The organism is Streptomyces sp. NPDC102490 (genome assembly GCF_044765285.1).
Classification (GTDB): Bacteria; Actinomycetota; Actinomycetes; order Streptomycetales; family Streptomycetaceae; genus Streptomyces.
Map to the genome: position 1 here is coordinate 397,318 of NZ_JBIWJU010000001.1, position 18,548 is coordinate 415,865.

At 71.7% G+C, this 18,548-nt stretch carries 16 protein-coding genes; 12 read left to right on the forward strand and 4 right to left on the reverse strand.

The window, feature by feature from the left end:
- Nucleotides 1–3 precede the first annotated feature (3 nt).
- Nucleotides 4–270: an exodeoxyribonuclease VII small subunit gene (locus ACIRGB_RS01800; protein WP_403857598.1), complete on the forward strand. Its 267-nt coding sequence runs from the start codon at nt 4–6 to the stop codon at nt 268–270.
- Nucleotides 271–427: 157 nt separating this feature from the next.
- Nucleotides 428–1,018: a malonic semialdehyde reductase gene (locus ACIRGB_RS01805; protein ID WP_403857601.1), complete on the forward strand. Its 591-nt coding sequence runs from the start codon at nt 428–430 to the stop codon at nt 1,016–1,018.
- Between the two features lie 113 nt (nt 1,019–1,131).
- Here the strand turns inward: ACIRGB_RS01805 and ACIRGB_RS01810 are convergent, their stop codons facing one another.
- Nucleotides 1,132–1,656: a DUF4245 domain-containing protein gene (locus tag ACIRGB_RS01810; RefSeq protein WP_403858175.1), complete on the reverse strand. Its 525-nt coding sequence runs from the start codon at nt 1,654–1,656 to the stop codon at nt 1,132–1,134.
- A gap of 135 nt (nt 1,657–1,791) precedes the next feature.
- Between ACIRGB_RS01810 and glpX the strand changes: the two genes are divergently transcribed.
- Complete coding sequence (glpX, locus tag ACIRGB_RS01815) at nt 1,792–2,823, forward strand: class II fructose-bisphosphatase (RefSeq protein WP_087807460.1); 1,032 nt, start codon at nt 1,792–1,794, stop codon at nt 2,821–2,823.
- Between the two features lie 313 nt (nt 2,824–3,136).
- Here glpX and ACIRGB_RS01820 read toward each other — a convergent pair whose 3' ends face one another.
- Both ACIRGB_RS01820 and ACIRGB_RS01825 read right to left on the reverse strand, forming a co-directional pair.
- The gene (locus tag ACIRGB_RS01820; protein WP_052840899.1) at nt 3,137–3,514 is read right to left on the reverse strand and encodes a WhiB family transcriptional regulator; all 378 of its coding nucleotides are present in this window, start codon (nt 3,512–3,514) and stop codon (nt 3,137–3,139) included.
- Nucleotides 3,515–3,621: 107 nt separating this feature from the next.
- On the reverse strand, nt 3,622–4,305 hold the full coding sequence (locus ACIRGB_RS01825; RefSeq protein ID WP_403857604.1) for a DUF1707 domain-containing protein: 684 nt from the start codon (nt 4,303–4,305) through the stop codon (nt 3,622–3,624).
- A 214-nt stretch (nt 4,306–4,519) separates the two neighbouring features.
- Between ACIRGB_RS01825 and ACIRGB_RS01830 the strand changes: the two genes are divergently transcribed.
- The 4 genes from ACIRGB_RS01830 (at nt 4,520) to ACIRGB_RS01845 (ending at nt 10,943) form a co-directional block, all read left to right on the forward strand.
- Nucleotides 4,520–6,187, forward strand: coding sequence for a fumarate hydratase (locus tag ACIRGB_RS01830; RefSeq protein ID WP_403857607.1), 1,668 nt, complete (start codon nt 4,520–4,522; stop codon nt 6,185–6,187).
- Nucleotides 6,188–6,279: 92 nt separating this feature from the next.
- Nucleotides 6,280–7,665 (forward strand): class II fumarate hydratase, encoded by a 1,386-nt coding sequence (locus tag ACIRGB_RS01835; RefSeq protein WP_403857610.1) that lies wholly within the window; start codon nt 6,280–6,282, stop codon nt 7,663–7,665.
- Between the two features lie 89 nt (nt 7,666–7,754).
- Nucleotides 7,755–8,465 (forward strand): DUF402 domain-containing protein, encoded by a 711-nt coding sequence (locus tag ACIRGB_RS01840; protein WP_403857613.1) that lies wholly within the window; start codon nt 7,755–7,757, stop codon nt 8,463–8,465.
- A 297-nt stretch (nt 8,466–8,762) separates the two neighbouring features.
- A complete protein-coding gene (locus ACIRGB_RS01845) occupies nt 8,763–10,943 on the forward strand; it encodes a SpoIIE family protein phosphatase (RefSeq protein ID WP_403857616.1) in 2,181 nt (726 codons plus the stop codon).
- An 81-nt stretch (nt 10,944–11,024) separates the two neighbouring features.
- Here the strand turns inward: ACIRGB_RS01845 and ACIRGB_RS01850 are convergent, their stop codons facing one another.
- The gene (locus ACIRGB_RS01850) at nt 11,025–13,349 is read right to left on the reverse strand and encodes a transglycosylase domain-containing protein (RefSeq protein WP_403857619.1); all 2,325 of its coding nucleotides are present in this window, start codon (nt 13,347–13,349) and stop codon (nt 11,025–11,027) included.
- 248 nt (nt 13,350–13,597) lie between these two features.
- Here ACIRGB_RS01850 and ACIRGB_RS01855 point away from each other — a divergent pair, with 248 nt between their 5' ends.
- From ACIRGB_RS01855 to ACIRGB_RS01875, 5 genes are all read left to right on the forward strand, one after another.
- Entirely contained in the window at nt 13,598–14,536 is a 939-nt protein-coding gene (locus tag ACIRGB_RS01855; protein ID WP_403857622.1) for an SPFH domain-containing protein, read from the forward strand.
- Nucleotides 14,533–14,811 (forward strand): hypothetical protein, encoded by a 279-nt coding sequence (locus tag ACIRGB_RS01860; RefSeq protein ID WP_403857625.1) that lies wholly within the window; start codon nt 14,533–14,535, stop codon nt 14,809–14,811. Before ACIRGB_RS01855 ends, ACIRGB_RS01860 begins: the two co-directional genes overlap by 4 nt.
- A 172-nt stretch (nt 14,812–14,983) precedes the next feature.
- Nucleotides 14,984–15,508 carry a PadR family transcriptional regulator gene (locus ACIRGB_RS01865; RefSeq protein ID WP_217164842.1) on the forward strand — a complete coding sequence of 175 codons (525 nt, stop codon included), beginning with the start codon at nt 14,984–14,986 and terminating at the stop codon, nt 15,506–15,508.
- On the forward strand, nt 15,505–16,194 hold the full coding sequence (locus ACIRGB_RS01870) for an ABC transporter ATP-binding protein (RefSeq protein WP_403857629.1): 690 nt from the start codon (nt 15,505–15,507) through the stop codon (nt 16,192–16,194). The genes ACIRGB_RS01865 and ACIRGB_RS01870 overlap by 4 nt, the downstream gene beginning before the upstream one ends.
- Complete coding sequence (locus ACIRGB_RS01875; protein WP_403857632.1) at nt 16,191–18,533, forward strand: ABC transporter permease; 2,343 nt, start codon at nt 16,191–16,193, stop codon at nt 18,531–18,533. The genes ACIRGB_RS01870 and ACIRGB_RS01875 overlap by 4 nt, the downstream gene beginning before the upstream one ends.
- Nucleotides 18,534–18,548: the final 15 nt, after the last annotated feature.

Below are 18,548 nucleotides of genomic sequence, written 5' to 3' on the forward strand. Positions count from 1 at the left end.
TGGATGACCAGCGAGGTGGAGCAGCCGACGGCGATGTCCGAGGCGCTCGGGTACGAGCAGGCGCGGGACGAGCTGATCGAGGTCGTCCGGCGGCTGGAGGCCGGCGGTACGACGCTGGAGGAGTCCCTCGCCCTGTGGGAGCGGGGCGAGGAGCTGGCGAAGGTCTGCCGCCGCCGGCTGGACGGCGCGCGGGCCCGCCTGGACGCGGCGCTGGCCGAGGAGGAGACGGGCCCGGAGGACGCGGCCGCCGGGAGCGACGGCACCCCCTAGCCCGGGCGGGCCCCTCGTGCGCGGGACCCTGTGAAGCGGATCACCACGCTCCCGTTTTGGTTGAAGCTTGAACTTCTTTGGCGTAGTGTCACAGGCGTCAACGGCTCCCCGGCCGCGCGCCGCGCGGAGTCGACGCACCCCCGGAGAAAGATCACGCATGTCTCTCGTTCTTGACCCCGCCGCCCAGGACCTGCTGTTCCGCGAGGCCCGCACCGCGAACACCTTCACCGACGAGCCGGTGACCGACGAGCAGGTGCAGGCGATCTACGACCTGGTCAAGTACGGCCCGACCGCCTTCAACCAGTCGCCGCTGCGCATCACGCTGGTCCGCTCCCCCGAGGCCCGTGAGCGCCTGGTCGCGCACATGGCGGAAGGCAACCGGCCCAAGACGGCCGCCGCCCCGCTGGTCGCGATCCTGTCCGCGGACAACGAGTTCCACGAGGAGCTGCCGGAGCTCTTCCCGCACTTCCCGCAGGCCAAGGACGCCTTCTTCAGCGAGCGTCCGGTCCGCGAGGGCGCGGCCACCCTGAACGCCGCCCTCCAGGCCGCCTACTTCATCGTCGGTGTCCGCGCCGCCGGGCTGGCCGCCGGGCCGATGACCGGTTTCGACTTCGAGGGCGTGCGCAAGGAGTTCCTGGACGACGACCACACCCCGCTGATGGTCGTGAACATCGGCCGTCCGGGCCCGGACGCCTGGTTCCCGCGCTCCCCGCGCCTCGCCTACGACCAGGTCGTCACCACGGTCTGAGGCACACGGCACCGCGCGTACGACGAAGCCCCCGGCACCTCGCCGGGGGCTTCGTCGTGACGTGGGGGCCGGGCCGCGGGGCCCGGTGGCCGGTCAGGTCAGGTCAGGTCAGGTCAGGTCAGCTTCAGTGCCGCCGCCATCTTGCCGAGCTGCTCGAACGACCCGGTGCCGGCCACGATCGTCGTCGCGCCCTTCATGTCGTCGGCGCCGTGCAGCACCAGCGCGTCGTACCGGCCGCCCGTGTACCGCGTCCAGGTCCGGCCGCCGATCTCCTCGGTCCGCTCGGTCGCCTGCGCGCCCTGGCTGGCGTCGTGGATGAAGGTCGACGCCTTCTTCGTGGACTGCTCGATCGTCACGTACTCGCCGTCGGGGGCCGTGAAGCCCAGGTGCCAGGCGTCGGAGTCGTCACCCCGGAAGCGGACGGAGGTCGGCTTCCACTCCTCGGACAGCCCCTCGGGCGCCGCCACCGGGTACGACGCGGCGCGCTGCGCGGTCAGCAACTCGACCCGGTAGTCGACCCGCTTGACGTCCGGTTCGCCGTCGCCGTGCGGAATGAAGATCCAGATCACGCCCGCCGCCAACACGATGACGCCGAGGGAGAGGATCATGTCCCGGGCCGACTTCTGCTTGCCTTTCATACCTGCCACGTCCCCTATCGTCGCAGGTGCCTGATCCGCTCATACGTGGGGTCCCCTGCTCATTTTGTCGGACTGACGATAGAGTCGTGGCCACACCCTCATCCGGCCGTCGTCGTATCAGAAAGGTGCGTTCCGATGACCGAGCATCATCTCCCGTCCGAGCTGGACGTCCCCTCAGAGGCCCCCGACCGCAACCTCGCCATGGAGCTGGTGCGGGTCACCGAGGCCGCGGCGATGGCCGCCGGCCGCTGGGTCGGGCGCGGTGACAAGAACGGCGCCGACGGTGCCGCGGTGCGCGCCATGCGGACCCTCGTCCACACCGTCTCGATGAACGGCGTCGTCGTCATCGGCGAGGGCGAGAAGGACGAAGCCCCGATGCTCTTCAACGGGGAGCGGGTCGGCGACGGGACCGGGGCCGAGGTCGACATCGCCGTCGACCCGATCGACGGCACGACGCTGACCGCCAACGGCATGACCAACGCGATCGCGGTGCTGGCCGCCGCCGAGCGCGGTTCCATGTTCGACCCGTCCGCGGTCTTCTACATGGACAAACTGGTCACGGGGCCCGAGGCCGCCGACTTCGTCGACATCAACGCGCCCGTCGCCGTGAACATCCGCCGGATCGCCAAGGCCAAGCGGCGTACGCCGGAGGACGTGACCGTCGTCATCCTCGACCGGCCGCGGCACCAGGGCCTCATCAAGGAGGTCCGGGAGACCGGCGCCCGGATCAAGCTGATCTCCGACGGCGACGTGGCCGGTTCCATCCTGGCGCTGCGCGAGGGCACGGGCATCGACCTGCTGCTCGGCATCGGCGGTACGCCGGAGGGCATCATCTCGGCCTGCGCGGTGAAGTGCCTGGGCGGCACCATCCAGGGCAAGCTGTGGCCCAAGGACGACGAGGAGCGGCAGCGGGCGGTCGACGCGGGGCACGACCTGGACCGGGTGCTGACCACCGACGACCTGGTCTCCGGGGACAACGTCTTCTTCGTCGCGACCGGCATCACGGACGGCGAGCTGCTGCGGGGGGTGCGGTACCGGTCGGAGACGGCGACGACCGACTCGATCGTGATGCGGTCGAAGTCGGGGACGGTGCGGAGGATCGACTCCGAGCATCGGCTGAGCAAGCTGCGGGCGTACAGCGCGGTTGATTTCGACCGGGCGAAGTGACGCTGTCGGTTTCGCGGGGCGCCCATTGAGTTGGGGGTGCGTGTCGTGTGGCGTCTGCGGCGCCGTCGTGGCTGGTCGCGCAGTTCCCCGCGCCCCTGGGTTGGTTGCTGTCCCCGGCGTGAGGACGTGACGGCCGGTCGCGCCCACGCGGCGGAGCCGCAGACGGACACAGCCCCGCGCCCCTGGGTTGGCTGCGGTTCGCGGCGCCGGGAAGTTACGGCCTCACAGCCCCGGGCCCCTGGGGCGGTCGCGGTTCGCGGGAACGGAAAGGCACCCTCTGTGCGGAGAGGGTGCCTTTTCGGGGGGCCGGGGGTTAGCCGGCCGCGGCTATGCGGCCCGTGGTGCGGGCGGCCTTCTTGAGTTCGACGTCGCGGCGGCGGCGCCGGGCCAGGACCACGCGGCGTTCGGCGGCGGTGAGGCCGCCCCAGACGCCGTAGGGCTCGGGCTGGAGGAGGGCGTGCTCGCGGCACTCGACCATGACCGGACACCGCGCGCAGACGCGCTTGGCGGCCTCTTCGCGGGAGAGGCGGGCGGCGGTCGGTTCCTTGGAGGGGGCGAAGAACAGTCCGGCCTCGTCGCGCCGGCACACCGCCTCGGTGTGCCAGGGAGCGTCTTGGTCCCTGTCCCGCACGGGCACCCGCTGGGCCGGAACGGCAGCTACCTGCAGGGACGAATGCGGCGGTTGCAGCACGGGTCTACTCCTGACGACGGCTTCGCTAGCGAGAGACGATGCGTCAAGGCTTACCCGTTGTACGCGCGCCTATGCACTGGGTTTCCGCCCCGCTGCCGGTGCCGGCGCTACAGGTGCTTGCGCAAACTCTTCTCGACGCGGTGGTGCACCCGGTCCAGGATGTCCGCGACGACCTTGCCGCGCTTGGGGCGGGCCTCGACGCTGCCCAGCACGGCCCAGCCGTCCACGTAGATGACGGGGGCCTCGGCCTCGCTGGAGTCGAGGGTGTGGACCTCGAAACTGCCGAGCACGCTGCCGCCCGCGCCGCGCACCGACACGTTCTCCGGGACGCGCACGTCGACGCTGCCGAAGACGGCGAACGCCTTGATGACGACCTGCTGGTACTCGAAGACCGCCTCGCTGAGGTCGATCTCGACGCTGCCGAAGACGGCGTAGGCGTGGATGCGGCGGTTCGCCCGCCAGCGGCCCTTGCGGACGGCGCTGCTGAAGACCGCCACCACGTTCTCGTCGGCTTCCGCCGGGATGGCGCCGACGGTGGGGCGGTGGGGGGCGGCCGGGGCGGTGGTGTCCCGGGCGCGGTGGGCGGCGGGCAGGTCCCGGACGAAGACGTCCAGCTCGCCGACGGTCTTGGCGGCCAGCACGCCTTCGACGCGCTCGGCGTGCTCGTCGGCGGTGAGCCGTCCCTCGGCGAGGGCTTCGCGCAGCATGTCGGCGACGCGGTCGCGGTCGGCGTCCGAGGCGCGCAGCTCGGAGGTGCGCGGGGCGGCTGGGGCGTGCTTGTGAAGGTCCACGGCAGCAGCGTACCGAAACGCGATAGATCGCGACTAGCCCTGTGGACAACCTTGCCGCGGACAACCTTGTCCCGTACCGGGACTTCCTACTGAGTCTTACCTCACCAGCTCGGCGCCCTCGGCAGGTTTTACGCTGGTTGGCGCTGCCAACGGAGGCCAGCCGTCGTTGCTGAGGAATCCAGCCGCGCGTGATGTCGAGTGAGGAATGGGCGAGATGCCTGAGTTCGCGTACACCGATCTGCTCCCCCAGGGCGAGGACACCACTCCGTACCGGCTGGTGACCGCCGAGGGCGTCGCCACCTTCGAGGCCGACGGGCGGACCTTCCTCAAGGTGGAGCCGGAGGCGCTGCGCAAGCTGGCCGAGGAGGCCATCCACGACATCCAGCACTACCTGCGCCCGGCCCACCTGGCGCAGCTGCGCCGCATCATCGACGACCCCGAGGCGTCCGGCAACGACAAGTTCGTCGCCCTCGACCTGCTGAAGAACGCCAACATCGCGGCGGCGGGCGTGCTCCCGATGTGCCAGGACACCGGCACGGCGATCGTCATGGGCAAGCGCGGCCAGAACGTGCTCACGGCGGGCGGCGACGAGGAGGCCCTGAGCCGGGGCATCTACGACGCGTACCAGAACCTCAACCTGCGCTACTCGCAGATGGCCCCGCTCACCATGTGGGAGGAGAAGAACACCGGCTCCAACCTCCCCGCCCAGATCGAGCTGTACGCGACCGACGGCGGCGCCTACAAGTTCCTGTTCATGGCGAAGGGCGGCGGCTCGGCCAACAAGTCGTTCCTCTACCAGGAGACGAAGGCCGTCCTGAACGAGTCCTCCATGATGAAGTTCCTGGAGGAGAAGATCCGCTCGCTCGGTACGGCCGCCTGCCCGCCGTATCACCTGGCGATCGTGGTCGGCGGCACGTCCGCCGAGTACGCGCTGAAGACCGCGAAGTACGCCTCCGCGCACTACCTGGACGAGATCCCGGCCGAGGGCTCGGAGCTGGGCCACGGCTTCCGGGACAAGGAGCTGGAGGAGAAAGTCTTCGAGCTGACCCAGAAGATCGGCATCGGCGCGCAGTTCGGCGGCAAGTACTTCTGCCACGACGTGCGCGTGGTGCGGCTGCCCCGGCACGGCGCGTCCTGCCCGGTCGCCATCGCCGTGTCCTGCTCGGCGGACCGGCAGGCGGTCGCGAAGATCACCGCCGAGGGTGTCTTCCTGGAGCAGCTGGAGACCGACCCGGCGCGGTTCCTGCCGGAGACGACGGACGAGCACCTCGACGAGGCCGGAGACGTCGTGAAGATCGACCTCAACCGGCCGATGGACGACATCCTGGCCGAGCTGACGAAGCACCCGGTCAAGACCCGGCTGTCGCTGACCGGCCCGCTCGTGGTGGCCCGCGACATCGCGCACGCCAAGATCAAGGAGCGGCTGGACGCGGGCGAGGAGATGCCGCAGTACCTCAAGGACCACCCGGTGTACTACGCGGGCCCGGCGAAGACGCCCGAGGGGTACGCGTCCGGGTCCTTCGGCCCGACCACCGCCGGGCGCATGGACTCCTACGTGGAGCAGTTCCAGGCGGCGGGCGGCTCCAAGGTGATGCTGGCCAAGGGCAACCGGAGCAAGCAGGTCACCGACGCGTGCGACACGCACGGCGGTTTCTACCTCGGCTCGATCGGCGGTCCCGCGGCCCGGCTCGCGCAGGACTGCATCAAGAAGGTGGAGGTCGTCGAGTACGAGGAACTCGGCATGGAGGCGGTCTGGAAGATCGAGGTCGAGGACTTCCCGGCGTTCATCGTGGTGGACGACAAGGGCAACGACTTCTTCCAGGACCCGGCGCCGGCGCCGACGTTCACGACGATTCCGGTGCGGGGGCCGGGGCTGGCGTAGCCCCTCCCTCCGGCGTGCGCGGAGCGGGGCCCGGGGGAGCGAATCCAGCCCTCCCCCGGAACATCCGCCCCGCCCCGCACGCTGTACCCGGTATGAGCGACTACCGCATCGAGCACGACTCCATGGGCGAGGTCCGCGTCCCCGCCCACGCCAAGTGGCGCGCCCAGACGCAGCGTGCCGTCGAGAACTTCCCCGTCTCCGGGCAGCGCATCGAGCGCGCGCACATCGAGGCGCTGGCGCGGATCAAGGGCGCGGCGGCCAAGGTCAACGCCGAGCTGGGGGTCCTCGACGCGGACGTCGCCGCCGCGATCCGGGAGGCGGCCGCCGAGGTGGCCGAGGGGAAGTGGGACGAGCACTTCCCCGTGGACGTGTTCCAGACCGGGTCCGGGACCTCGTCCAACATGAACACCAACGAGGTCATCGCCACCCTGGCCGGTGAGCGCCTCGGCCGCGACGTGCACCCCAACGACCACGTCAACGCCTCCCAGTCGTCCAACGACGTGTTCCCGTCCTCGATCCACATCGCCGCCACCGCCGCCGTCACCCGCGACCTGATCCCGGCCCTCGACCACCTCGCCGACGCCCTGGAGCGCAAGGCGGAGGAGTTCGCCGACGTGGTGAAGTCCGGGCGTACGCACCTCATGGACGCCACGCCCGTCACGCTGGGCCAGGAGTTCGGCGGGTACGCGGCCCAGGTGCGGTACGGCGTCGAGCGGCTCCGGGCGTCGCTCCCCCGGCTCGCCGAGCTGCCGCTGGGCGGCACCGCGGTCGGCACCGGCATCAACACCCCGCCCGGCTTCTCCGCCGCCGTCATCGCGGAGGTGGCCCGCGTGACCGGGCTGCCGCTGACCGAGGCGCGCGACCACTTCGAGGCGCAGGGCGCCCGGGACGGCATCGTCGAGACGAGCGGGCAGCTGCGGACCATCGGCGTCGGGCTGACGAAGATCGCCAACGACCTGCGGTGGATGGCGTCCGGGCCGCGCACCGGGCTCGCCGAGATCTCCCTGCCCGACCTCCAGCCCGGCTCGTCCATCATGCCCGGCAAGGTCAACCCGGTGATCCCGGAGGCGGTCCTGATGGTCGCCGCCCAGGTCACCGGCAACGACGCGACGGTCGCCGCCGCCGGGGCGGCCGGCAACTTCGAGCTGAACGTGATGCTGCCGGTCATCGCCAAGAACGTACTGGAGTCGGTGCGGCTGCTGGCCAACGTCTCCCGGCTGCTCGCCGACCGGACCGTGGACGGGATCGTCGCGCACCCCGAACGGGCCCGCGAGTACGCCGAGTCGTCGCCGTCCGTGGTCACGCCGCTCAACAAGTACATCGGGTACGAGGAGGCCGCCAAGGTGGCCAAGAAGGCGCTGGCCGAGCGGAAGACGATCCGTCAGGTCGTGCTGGAGGGCGGGTACGTCGAGCGCGGCGACCTGACGCACGCACAGCTGGACGAGGCGCTGGACGTGCTGCGGATGACCCGTCCGTGAGGAGCCCCGGCACGGCCCGGGGGCGTACGCCGGCGCACGCTCTCCGGATCCGCGGGGCGTCACTTGGCCGGGGCACCTAATATCTCTCCATGGCAGACGGAGAAGCGGTGAGCGCGGCGGCAACACCGGGAGCGGACGGCCCGGCGGGCCCGGCGGACCACTGGGCGCCGGGCAGCCACATCCTGTGGCGATACCGGGAGAACGGCGGACCGCACCCGCACATCGCGCGCCCCGTCACCGTCGTACGGGACGACGCCGAGCTGCTCGCCGTGTGGCTGGCTCCCGGCACCGAGTGTGTGAAGCCGGTCCTCGCCGACGGTACGCCCGTGCACCTGGAACCGCTGGCCACGCGCTACACCAAGCCGCGCACCGTGCAGCGCGACCGGTGGTTCGGCACGGGGGTGCTGAAGCTGGCGCGGCCCGGCGAGGCCTGGTCGGTGTGGCTGTTCTGGGACCAGGGCTGGCGGTTCAAGAACTGGTACGTGAACCTGGAGGAGCCGCTGACCCGTTGGGAGGGCGGGGTCGACTCGGAGGACCATTTCCTGGACATCTCCGTCCACCCGGACCGCACCTGGCACTGGCGGGACGAGGACGAGTTCGCGCAGGCCCAGCGGGACCGGCTGGTCGACCCGGCGCTGGCCGGGCGGGTGCGCCGGGCGGGGCGGGCCGCGGTCGCGCAGATCCGTGCCTGGGGTTCGCCGTTCGCCGACGGCTGGGAGCACTGGCGGCCCGATCCGGCGTGGCCGGTACCGTCCCTCCCCGGGGACTGGGATCGCACGCCCGCGCACGTCTCCTCATGAGACCCTTGATGTGCCCCCCGGCAACAAACGTAGGATCGTCCTCCGCAATGAGCGCGGCAGCGGCAACCGGCGGAGCGTGCGCTGTGCTTGACCGATCGTCACCGAGGGGCGGCAGGACGTGAGCGAGGGGTACGAGGGCAACACGCAGACGGACCGCGGACGGTCCGCCGGTGACACAGGAACAGCCTCTGACCACGCGGGAACCCCGTTCCTTGGGCATGGATTGCGGGTATCGGGATTTCTGCGGGACGAACTGCACGCGCCGCGCGCAGTCCCGGACGGATGGATTCGACACGCGTGACGGAGCACCCGACCTCCTTCGACCGCCCCTCGCCGGGCGCCGACCCCGCGGATCCCCGCGGGGCGCTCCTGCGTACCCCCGTGCCGCCGCGCGCCTCCGGGTCCGCGTTACCGGCCCAGGGGCGCGCCGGTCAGACGCCGCCCGCCGCGGGCGAGGACGCCCCGGCGGTCTTCGAGCACTCCCAGCCGGGCGCCGAGCAGGCCGCCGAGCCCGACGCACACCGGCCGCGGCCCGCGGCCGAGGGCGTCCCGGCCCAGCCGGACGGGCGACCGGACGGTGCGCCGTCGGGTGACCCGCCCCCGGCGGGCGTCAGCCCCGGCGGCCTCTCCACGGACGGGGTGTCCGCGGGCGGCGGGCAGGCCGGTCTGGTGCGGCCGGGCTCCGGGGCCGCGGGTCCGGGGCGCCGTGGCGCGCCGCCGGAGCCCGACCGGCGCATGGGACAGCCCACCGCGCCCGGCCGGCCCACGCCCATGCGGCGGGACGGGGACCGGCTGCGGTTCGTGGGCGCCGCGACCCGGCGGATCGCGCGGGGCATGGACCTCGACGAGATCGTGATGGGGCTGTGCCGGGCCACCGTGCCCACCTTCGCGGACGCCATCCTGGTCTATCTGCGCGAGCCGCTGCCGGTCGGCGACGAGCGGCCCACCGGTCCCCTGGTGCTGCGGCTGCGGCGCACCGACCGCATACCGGCCGAGCGGGACACCGAGGGCGGCTTCACCCCCGCGGCCCCGCCCGAGCCCTCCGAGCTGGAGACGGTCGGCGCCGAGCTGTGCGAGGTGCGGCCGGGCAGCGCGCTGGCCGAGGTGCTGCGCGGGGTGCGCCCGGTGTTCACGGACACGCCCGCGGCCCGCGCCGCGCTGCCGGAACTGCTGGGCGAGGAGCGCGACATCGCCCTGCCCGACGGACGCAGGGCGATCCTCGCCCCGTTGCGCGGCCGGCGCCGGGTGATCGGCGCCGCGCTGTTCCTGCGCGGCCCGGAGCGCGTCGCCTTCGAGGCCGACGACCTGCTGGTGGCCGCCCAACTCGCCACGCACAGCGCCCTCGGCATCGACAAGGCGGTGCTGTACGGGCGGGAGGCGTACATCGCCGACGAGCTGCAACGCACCATGCTCCCGGAGAACCTGCCGCGCTGCACCGGCGTACGGCTGGCCTCCCGCTACCTCCCGGCCGCCGAGACCGCCCGGGTCGGCGGCGACTGGTACGACGCCATCCCGCTGCCGGGCAGCCGGGTCGCGCTGGTCGTCGGGGACGTCATGGGCCACTCCATGACCTCGGCGGCCATCATGGGCCAGCTGCGGACCACGGCGCAGACCCTGGCCGGGCTCGACCTGCCGCCGCAGGAGGTGCTCCACCACCTGGACGAGCAGGCCCAGCGGCTCGGCACCGACCGCATGGCGACCTGTCTGTACGCGGTGTACGACCCGGTCTCGCACCGCATCACCGTCGCCAACGCCGGCCACCCGCCGCCGGTGCTGCTGCACATGGACGGCCACGCCGAGGTGCTGCGGGTGCCGGCCGGCGCCCCGATCGGGGTGGGCGGCGTGGACTTCGAGGCCGTGGAGCTGGACGCCCCGGCCGGTGCGACGCTGCTCCTGTACACGGACGGGCTGGTCGAGTCCCGGCTGCGCGACGTGTGGACCGGCATAGAGCAGCTGCGGGAGCGGCTGGCGGCGACCGCGCAGCTCACCGGACCCGACCATCCGCCGCCCCTGGAAGCCCTGTGCGACGAGGTGCTCGACATGCTCGGCCCGGGCGACCGGGACGACGACATCGCGCTGCTCGCCGCCCGTTTCGACGGCATCGCGCCCAGCGACGTGGCGTACTGGTTCCTGGAGCCCGAGGACGCGGCCCCCGGCCGTGCCCGTCGCCTGGCCCGGCGGGCGCTCGCCCGCTGGGGCATGGAGGACCTCACGGACGCCGTGGAGCTGCTCGTCAGCGAGGTCGTCACCAACGCGGTGCGGTACGCGTCGAAACCGGTCACCTTGCGGCTGCTGCGCACGGACGTGCTGCGCTGCGAGGTCGGCGACGACGTGCCGCAGCTGCCCCGGCTGCGGCAGGCCCGCGCCACCGACGAGGGCGGGCGCGGGCTGTACCTGGTGAACCGGCTGGCCCGGCGCTGGGGCGCGACGCGGCTGAGCACCGGCAAGGTGGTGTGGTTCGAGCTGAACCGCGGCTGAGGCCGGGAAGCGGCGAACGCGCGAAGGGGCGCCCGGTGCTCACCGGGCGCCCCTTCGCGCGGGTCCGCGTCTCCCGACGGTCTACGGCACCCAGTCCCCGCCGGGGAACTCGGGGTCTCCCGACTCGGTGGACCCGCCGCCGTCCGGCGGGGGTTCGGTGGACGGGCTGTTCGACGGCGAGTTCGTCGGCGACTCGGGCGGCGCCTCGGTCGTCGGATCGTTCGACGAGGGTGCCTCGGTCGTCGGCTCCTTGGACGGGGGCGGCGCCTCGGTCGTCGGCTCCTTGGACGGCGAGTGGCTCGGCGACTGGGAGGTCGACGGCGACCTGCTGGGCTTCACGGCGGCGCCCTGCTTGGTCTCCAGCTGGAACTTGGTGACCTCGTCCATGACGCCGAAGGTGTACGCGGCCCAGATCTCCGCCGGGGGCCCACCACCGTTGACGCGGTAGTCGACGCCGGCGGCCTTGTACATCGGGACCTGCGGGTGCGGTGCCTTGTCGTCCTCTCCGAACAGGCCGACGGAAGTGACGAGACCCGGGGTGAAGCCGGTGAACCAGGCCGACTTGTTGTTGTCGGAGGTACCGGTCTTGCCGGCCACCTGCTGACCGTCCCGCAGCGGGTTCTCCCGTACGGACGTCTTGGCCGTACCGTCGTCGACCACGCCGGTGAGCACGGAGGTCACCGTGTCCGCGGCCTCCCGGCTGATGACCTGCTCGCCGACGGGGTCGGGCATCTCGATCGTGCGGTCCTTGTGCTCGACCGACTTCACGATCGCCGGGGTGACCTTCTTGCCGTGGTTGTCGAAGGTGGCGTAGACGCCGGCCATCTCCAGCGGGCTGGCGCCCATACTGCCCAGGGTCTGCGCGGGCACGGCCTGCTCGCCCTCGGTGTCCATGCCGAGTTCGCCCGCGACCTTCATGACCTCGGGCATGCCGACGTCGATGCCCATCTGCGCGAAGACGGAGTTGACCGACTTGTTCATCGCCTCCTGGACGTCGATCTCGCCGTAGTCCCGGTCGTCCTCGTTGGGCGGTGCGAAGCCGACCTTCTGGTCGCCGTCCATCACGGGGCGCTCGCTGTCGCCGTCGTAGAGGGTGTTGGCCGTGATCGGCACGCCGTCCTGGGTCTCGGCGTCGTGGTCCACGGCGGCGGCGAGGATCACCGGCTTGAAGGTGGAGGCGGGCTGGTAGTCGTCGCGGGTGGCGTTGTTGGTGTAGTGCTTCAGATAGTTCACGCCGCCGTACATCGCCACGACGGAGCCCGTCTTCGGGTCGACCGAGACGGCTCCGGCCTGGACGTCCGCGTCGACCTTGCGCCGGTCGGGGTCCAGCTTGCTGGTGAGCTTCTCCTTGACCGCGTTCTCCAGCGCGGCCTGCTTCTTCTTGTCGATGTTGAGGGTGACGGTGTAGCCGCCGAGGTCCACCAGGGCCTTGGCCTGCTCCATGTCCTCGGCGGCGCCCTGGGCGACGAGCTGCTTCTTGAGCGCGAAGTTGGCCGCGTCCACCAGGTATCCGGTCTGGCCCTCCATCCCCGCGGCGGCCTTGGGCTCCTTGGGCTTCGGGAACGTCATGCCCTGCCGGTCGCCCGCGCTCAGCCACTTCTGCTCGACCATGTTGTCCAGGACGTAGTTCCAGCGCTCCTGGACGAGCTTCTTGCCGGTCTCGCTGGCGATCGCCCAGTCGTACTGGTTCGGTGCCTGGAGCAGCGCGGAGAGGTACGCGCCCTGCTCGACCGTCAGGTCCTCGGCGTCGACGCGGTAGTAGGCCTGGGCGGCGGCCTGGATGCCGTAGGCGCCGCGGCCGTAGTAGCTGGTGTTGATGTAGCCGGCCAGGATGTAGTCCTTGGACTTCTCCCGGTCCAGCTTGAGGGAGATGACCAGTTCCTTCAGCTTGCGCGAGACCGTCTGTTCCTGGCTCAGGTAGTAGTTCTTGACGTACTGCTGGGTGATCGTCGAACCGCCCTGCGCGCCCTTGCCGGCAAGGGTGTTGAGCACACCGCGGGTGGTGCCCTTGAGGTCGACGCCGGCGTCCTTGTAGAAGGTCTTGTTCTCGGCGGCGACGAAGGTGCGCTGGACGTCCTTGGGGATCTTGGCGAGGTCGACGATCTCACGGTTGCGCTCGCCGGTGCGGGCCATGATGCTGCCGTCGCTGTACTTGTAGACGTTGCTCTGCAACTCGGCCTCGGGGTTGCCCTCGGGGATGTCGATCATCATGTACAGCACGATGAAGGCGCCCATGCCGAGCAGGCAGACGCCGAAGAACGTGCCGAGGATCTTCTTCCACGTGAACAGCCGGCGTATCGGGCCCTTCCCGCCCGCGCCCTGGGCCGCGCGCGACGAACGGCGGCGTTTCGGCGCCGCGCGGCGTCCACCGCGCTGTCGCGCTCTTCTCTCTTCCGCTCGTCCCATGGGTCCGATCCGCTCCGCTTCGGTCATCTGTGGGCACGTCTCACTCACGCGTCACACAGGTTCGTCGCTCAGGTCAGCTCAGAAAGCTAACACCGGGAGATGTGACAAACGGCAACCGATCCAGCCTTGTACGGACGTGAGAATCAGCACCCGTTCCACAGGAACCGACGTACGAGAGGGGTTCAGGGTTGTGATCGACGTGTAAAGTGATATCACTTAGTCATCAAAGAGAGAACGGGGGACCACCCATGTCCACGCACGACGCCCCACAGGTCACCGCCGATGTGCCCGAGATGCCGACGCCCCGGGTCCGCGAGGAGCAGGCGCACAGCATCGGCGGCGGCCTCGCGCTGCTGCTGGGGCTGGTCGGGCTGGCGGTCGGCGCCGGCCTGATCGTCACCGCGACCGCGGTCGCCTCCACCGGCGCGAAGGCGGTGCTGATCATCGCGGGCATCGTGATCGCCGTGGCCGCCTTCCTCGCGATGTGCGGGCTGAACATGGTGGCGCCGGGCGAGGCCCGCGTGGTGCAGCTCTTCGGGCGGTACCGGGGGACGATCCGGCAGGACGGCCTGCGCTGGGTCAACCCGCTCACCTCGCGCACCAAGATCTCGACCCGGGTGCGCAACCACGAGACGGCCGTCCTGAAGGTCAACGACGCCTACGGCAACCCCATCGAGCTGGCGGCGGTCGTGGTGTGGCGGGTGGAGGACACCGCGCAGGCCACCTTCGAGGTGGACGACTACGTCGAGTTCGTCTCCACCCAGACCGAGGCGGCCGTGCGGCACATCGCCATCGAGTACCCCTACGACGCCCACGAGGAGGACGGCCTCTCGCTGCGCGGCAACGCCGAGGAGATCACCGAGAAGCTCGCCGTCGAGCTGCACGCGCGCGTGGAGGCGGCCGGGGTGCAGATCATCGAGTCCCGCTTCACGCACCTCGCGTACGCCCCGGAGATCGCCTCGGCGATGCTCCAGCGGCAGCAGGCCGGTGCGGTGGTCGCGGCGCGGCGGCAGATCGTGGACGGCGCGGTCGGCATGGTCGAGGCGGCGCTCGTCCGCATCAGCGAGCAGGGCATCGTGGAGCTGGACGACGAGCGGAAGGCGGCGATGGTGTCCAACCTGATGGTCGTGCTCTGCGGGGACCGCGCCGCCCAGCCGGTCCTGAACACGGGGACGCTCTACCAGTGACGACCCCGCCCGAAGGCTCCGCGCCGTCCGAGGGCCCGGCACCGCAGCGTCGGCCGCGGCAGCGCAAGCAGGTGCTGCTGCGGCTCGACCCGCAGGTGTACGAGGCGCTGGCCCGCTGGGCGGGCGACGAGCTGCGGTCGGCCAACGCCCAGATCGAGTTCCTGCTCCGCAGGGCGCTGGCGGAGGCCGGCCGGCTGCCCGGCGACACCGGGCCGCTGCCGCGCCGCGGCCGCCCGCCGAGGGACGGTGGCCCGGGGGCCGCGCCGCCGCCCTGACCGCCCGTGGCCGGCCGCGCCCGCGCAGCGATGCGGAGGCGCGGCCTCCGCCGTAGCGGAACCGTGACAATCGCCTCCGACCTGCGGCTCGGCCGCCGTCGTGAACCCGCCGCCACGGTCTCTGCACGGTGCGTATACATAGCGCGTATACACCGTGTGTAGAGTGCTCGGCATGTCCATCGGTCACACCCTCCTGGGGCTCCTGGAGTCCGGGCCGCGCCACGGTTACGACCTCAAGCGCGCCTTCGACGAGAAGTTCGGTCACGACCGGCCGCTGCACTACGGCCAGGTCTACTCGACGATGTCCCGCCTGCTGAAGAACGGTCTCGTCGTCGTCGACGGCATCGAGACGGGCGGCGGTCCCGAGCGCAAGCGGTACGCGATCACCGACGAGGGGATCACCGACGTACAGCGGTGGCTCGCCACGCCGGAGAAGCCCGAGCCGTACCTCCAGTCGACGCTGTACACCAAGGTCGTCCTCGCGCTGCTCACCCACCGGGACGCCGCCGACATCCTCGACACCCAGCGTTCGGAGCACCTGCGCAGCATGCGCATCCTCACCGACCGCAAGCGCAAGGGCGACCTCGCGGACCAGCTCATCTGCGACCACGCCCTGTTCCATCTCGAGGCCGACCTGCGCTGGCTGGAACTGACCGCCGCGCGCCTCGACAAGCTCCGTGAGGCGGTAACCCGATGACTCCCCCCGCAGGCTCCCTGCTCTCCGCCGAGGCGCTCCGCAAGGCCTACGGCCCCACCCTCGCCCTCGACGGCGCCGAGTTCTCCATCCACCCCGGCGAGGTCGTCGCCGTGATGGGCCCCTCCGGGTCCGGCAAGTCGACGCTGCTGCACTGCCTCGCCGGCATCGTGCCGCCCGACTCCGGGACGATCACGTACAACGGGCGCGAGCTGTCGGCGATGTCCGACGCCCAGCGCAGTGCGCTGCGCCGCTCGGACTTCGGGTTCGTGTTCCAGTTCGGCCAGCTGGTGCCGGAGCTGACCTGCGTCGAGAACGTCGCCCTTCCGCTGCGGCTGAACGGCACCTCGCGCAAGGAGGCGGAGCGGACCGCGCTGACCTGGATGGAGCGGCTGGAGGTCGACGACCTCAGGAAGAAGCGGCCGGGCGAGGTCTCCGGCGGCCAGGGCCAGCGGGTCGCGGTGGCCCGCTCGCTGGTCACCAACCCGCGGGTGCTCTTCGCGGACGAGCCGACCGGCGCGCTGGACTCCCTCAACGGGGAGCGCGTGATGGAACTCCTCACGGACGCCGCCCGCTCCACCAACGCCGCGGTCGTGCTGGTCACGCACGAGGCCCGGGTGGCCGCCTACTCCGACCGCGAGATCGTCGTACGGGACGGCAAGTCCAGGGACATGGAGCGGGTCGTATGAGCGCCCGGCAGTGGGCGGCCGACCTGTCGCTGGGCGCCCGCTTCGCCTTCACCGGGGGCCGCGAGGGCTGGACCCGGGCCGTGCTGACGGCCGTCGGCGTCGGTCTCGGCGTGGCGCTGCTGCTGCTGACGACGGCGCTCCCGAACGCCCTCACCGTCCGGCACGAACGGGAGGCGGCGCGCTCCGACATCACCTTCGCCCCCGACACGATGCCGAAGGCGAACGACACGCTCCTGGTCGCCGACGTCGAGACGTACTTCCGCGACGACGACGTCCGGGGCCGGGCCCTGGAGCCCGAAGGACCGCGGGCACCGCTGCCGCCGGGTGTGGAGAAGTTCCCGGCGGTCGGCGAGATGGTGGTCTCCCCCGCGCTGAAGGAGCTGCTCGAGTCGGACTCCGGCGCGCTGCTGCGGGAGCGGCTGCCGGACCGGATCGTCGGCACGATCGCGGAGGACGGGCTGATCGGTTCGGCCGAACTCGCCTTCTACCGGGGCGCGGAGGGGCTCGCCGAGCAGATCATCCCGGGCCGGATCGAGCGCATCGACCGGTTCGGCGACCCGGAGCCCGCGGAGGAGCGGTCCGACCCGGTGCTGCTCCTGCTGATCCTCGTCGTCTTCGTGGTGCTGCTGATGCCGGTCGCGGTGTTCATCGCCGCCGCCGTGCGGTTCGGCGGCGAGCGGCGGGACCGGCGGCTCGCGGCACTGCGCCTGGTGGGCTCCGACAGCGGCATGACCCGGCGCATCGCCGCCGGTGAGGCCATGGCCGGCGCGATCCTCGGGCTGGTCTTCGGCGCCGGGTTCTTCCTGGTGGGGCGGCAACTGGCGGGCAACGCCGAGGTGTTCCGCACCAGCGTGTTCCCCAGCTATCTCAACCCCTCGCCGCTGCTGGCCCTGCTGGTCGCGGTGGCGGTACCGGCGGCGGCGGTGCTGGTGACGCTGTTCGCGCTGCGCGGGGTCGTCATCGAACCGCTCGGCGTGGTGCGCGCGGGCCGGCCCGCCCGGCGCCGGCTGTGGTGGCGGCTGCTGCTGCCGCTGGCCGGGCTGGCGATGCTCTACCCGATGATCGGCGACGGCCGGGACAACGGCGACTTCAACCAGTACCTGGTGACCGGCGGTGTCGTCCTGCTCCTGGTGGGCGTGACCGCGCTGCTGCCGTGGATCGTGGAGAGCGTCGTCGCGCGGCTCGGCTCCGGCGGCGTGGCCTGGCAGCTGGCCGTGCGCAGGCTCCAGCTGAGCAGCGGTACGGCGGCCCGGATGGTCAACGGCATCGCGGTGGCCGTCGCCGGGGCGATCGCCCTCCAGATGCTCTTCGCCGGGGTGGACGACGACTACACCAAGTCCACCGGCCAGGACGTGTCCCGGGCCCAGATGGAGGCGCAGCTGCCGAGCGGGGTCCCGATGGCCCCGGCGGCCGAGAAGTTCCGCGACACCAAGGGCGTGGAGGCGGTCTACGCCTTCTCCGAGGGTTACCTCGGCGACCGTGCCCGGGAGCCGGAGCACGGCACGATGATCACCGTGGGCGACTGCGCCTCGCTGCGGGAGGTCTCCCGGCTGCCCTCGTGCGCGGACGGGGACGTGTTCGCCGTGCACGGCGCCGAGTGGGACGTCGGGGAGGACATGGCGAAGCTGGCCGCCCCCGGCCGGAAGCTGTACGCGGACCCGACCTACGAGGGCGGACCGAAGCGCTCGGCGGTTCCCTGGACGGTCCCGCAGGGCATCAAGACGGCGAAGGCGCGTGAGGGGCTGGTGGCCGGGTCCGACCGGGGCGGCTTCCTGATCACGCCGGGGGCGCTGCCGGACGCGCTCGGGCCGGCGCTGGACGGGCACGCCTACCTCAAGGTGGACGAGTCGGTGGCGGACGTGCAGGACCTGGTGCGGAACACGGCGGTGGGCATCGACCCGCTGGCCGACACCGTGACCTGGTCGGAGACCCAGCGGACCGACCGGTTCGACGCCATCCGCACCGGTCTGTTCGTGGGCGCGGCGTGCGTGCTGGCGCTGATCGGCGCCAGCCTCCTGGTCTCGCAGCTGGAGCAGCTGCGCGAGCGGAAGAAGCTGCTGTCGGCCCTGGTCGCCTTCGGCACCCGGCGCCGCACGCTGAGCATGTCGGTGCTGTGGCAGACGGCGATTCCCATCGTGCTCGGGCTGCTGCTCTCCATGGTCGTGGGCCTGACCCTGGGCACGGTGCTGCTGAAGATGACGAGCACCCCGGTGCGCGTCGACTGGACCGGCGTCCTGTCCATGACCGGCATCGGCGCGGCGGTCGTCCTGGCCGTGACGCTGTGCAGCCTGCCGCCGCTGCTGCGGCTGATGCGGCCGGAGGGCCTGCGCACGGAGTAGCTCCGCCGTGGCGGG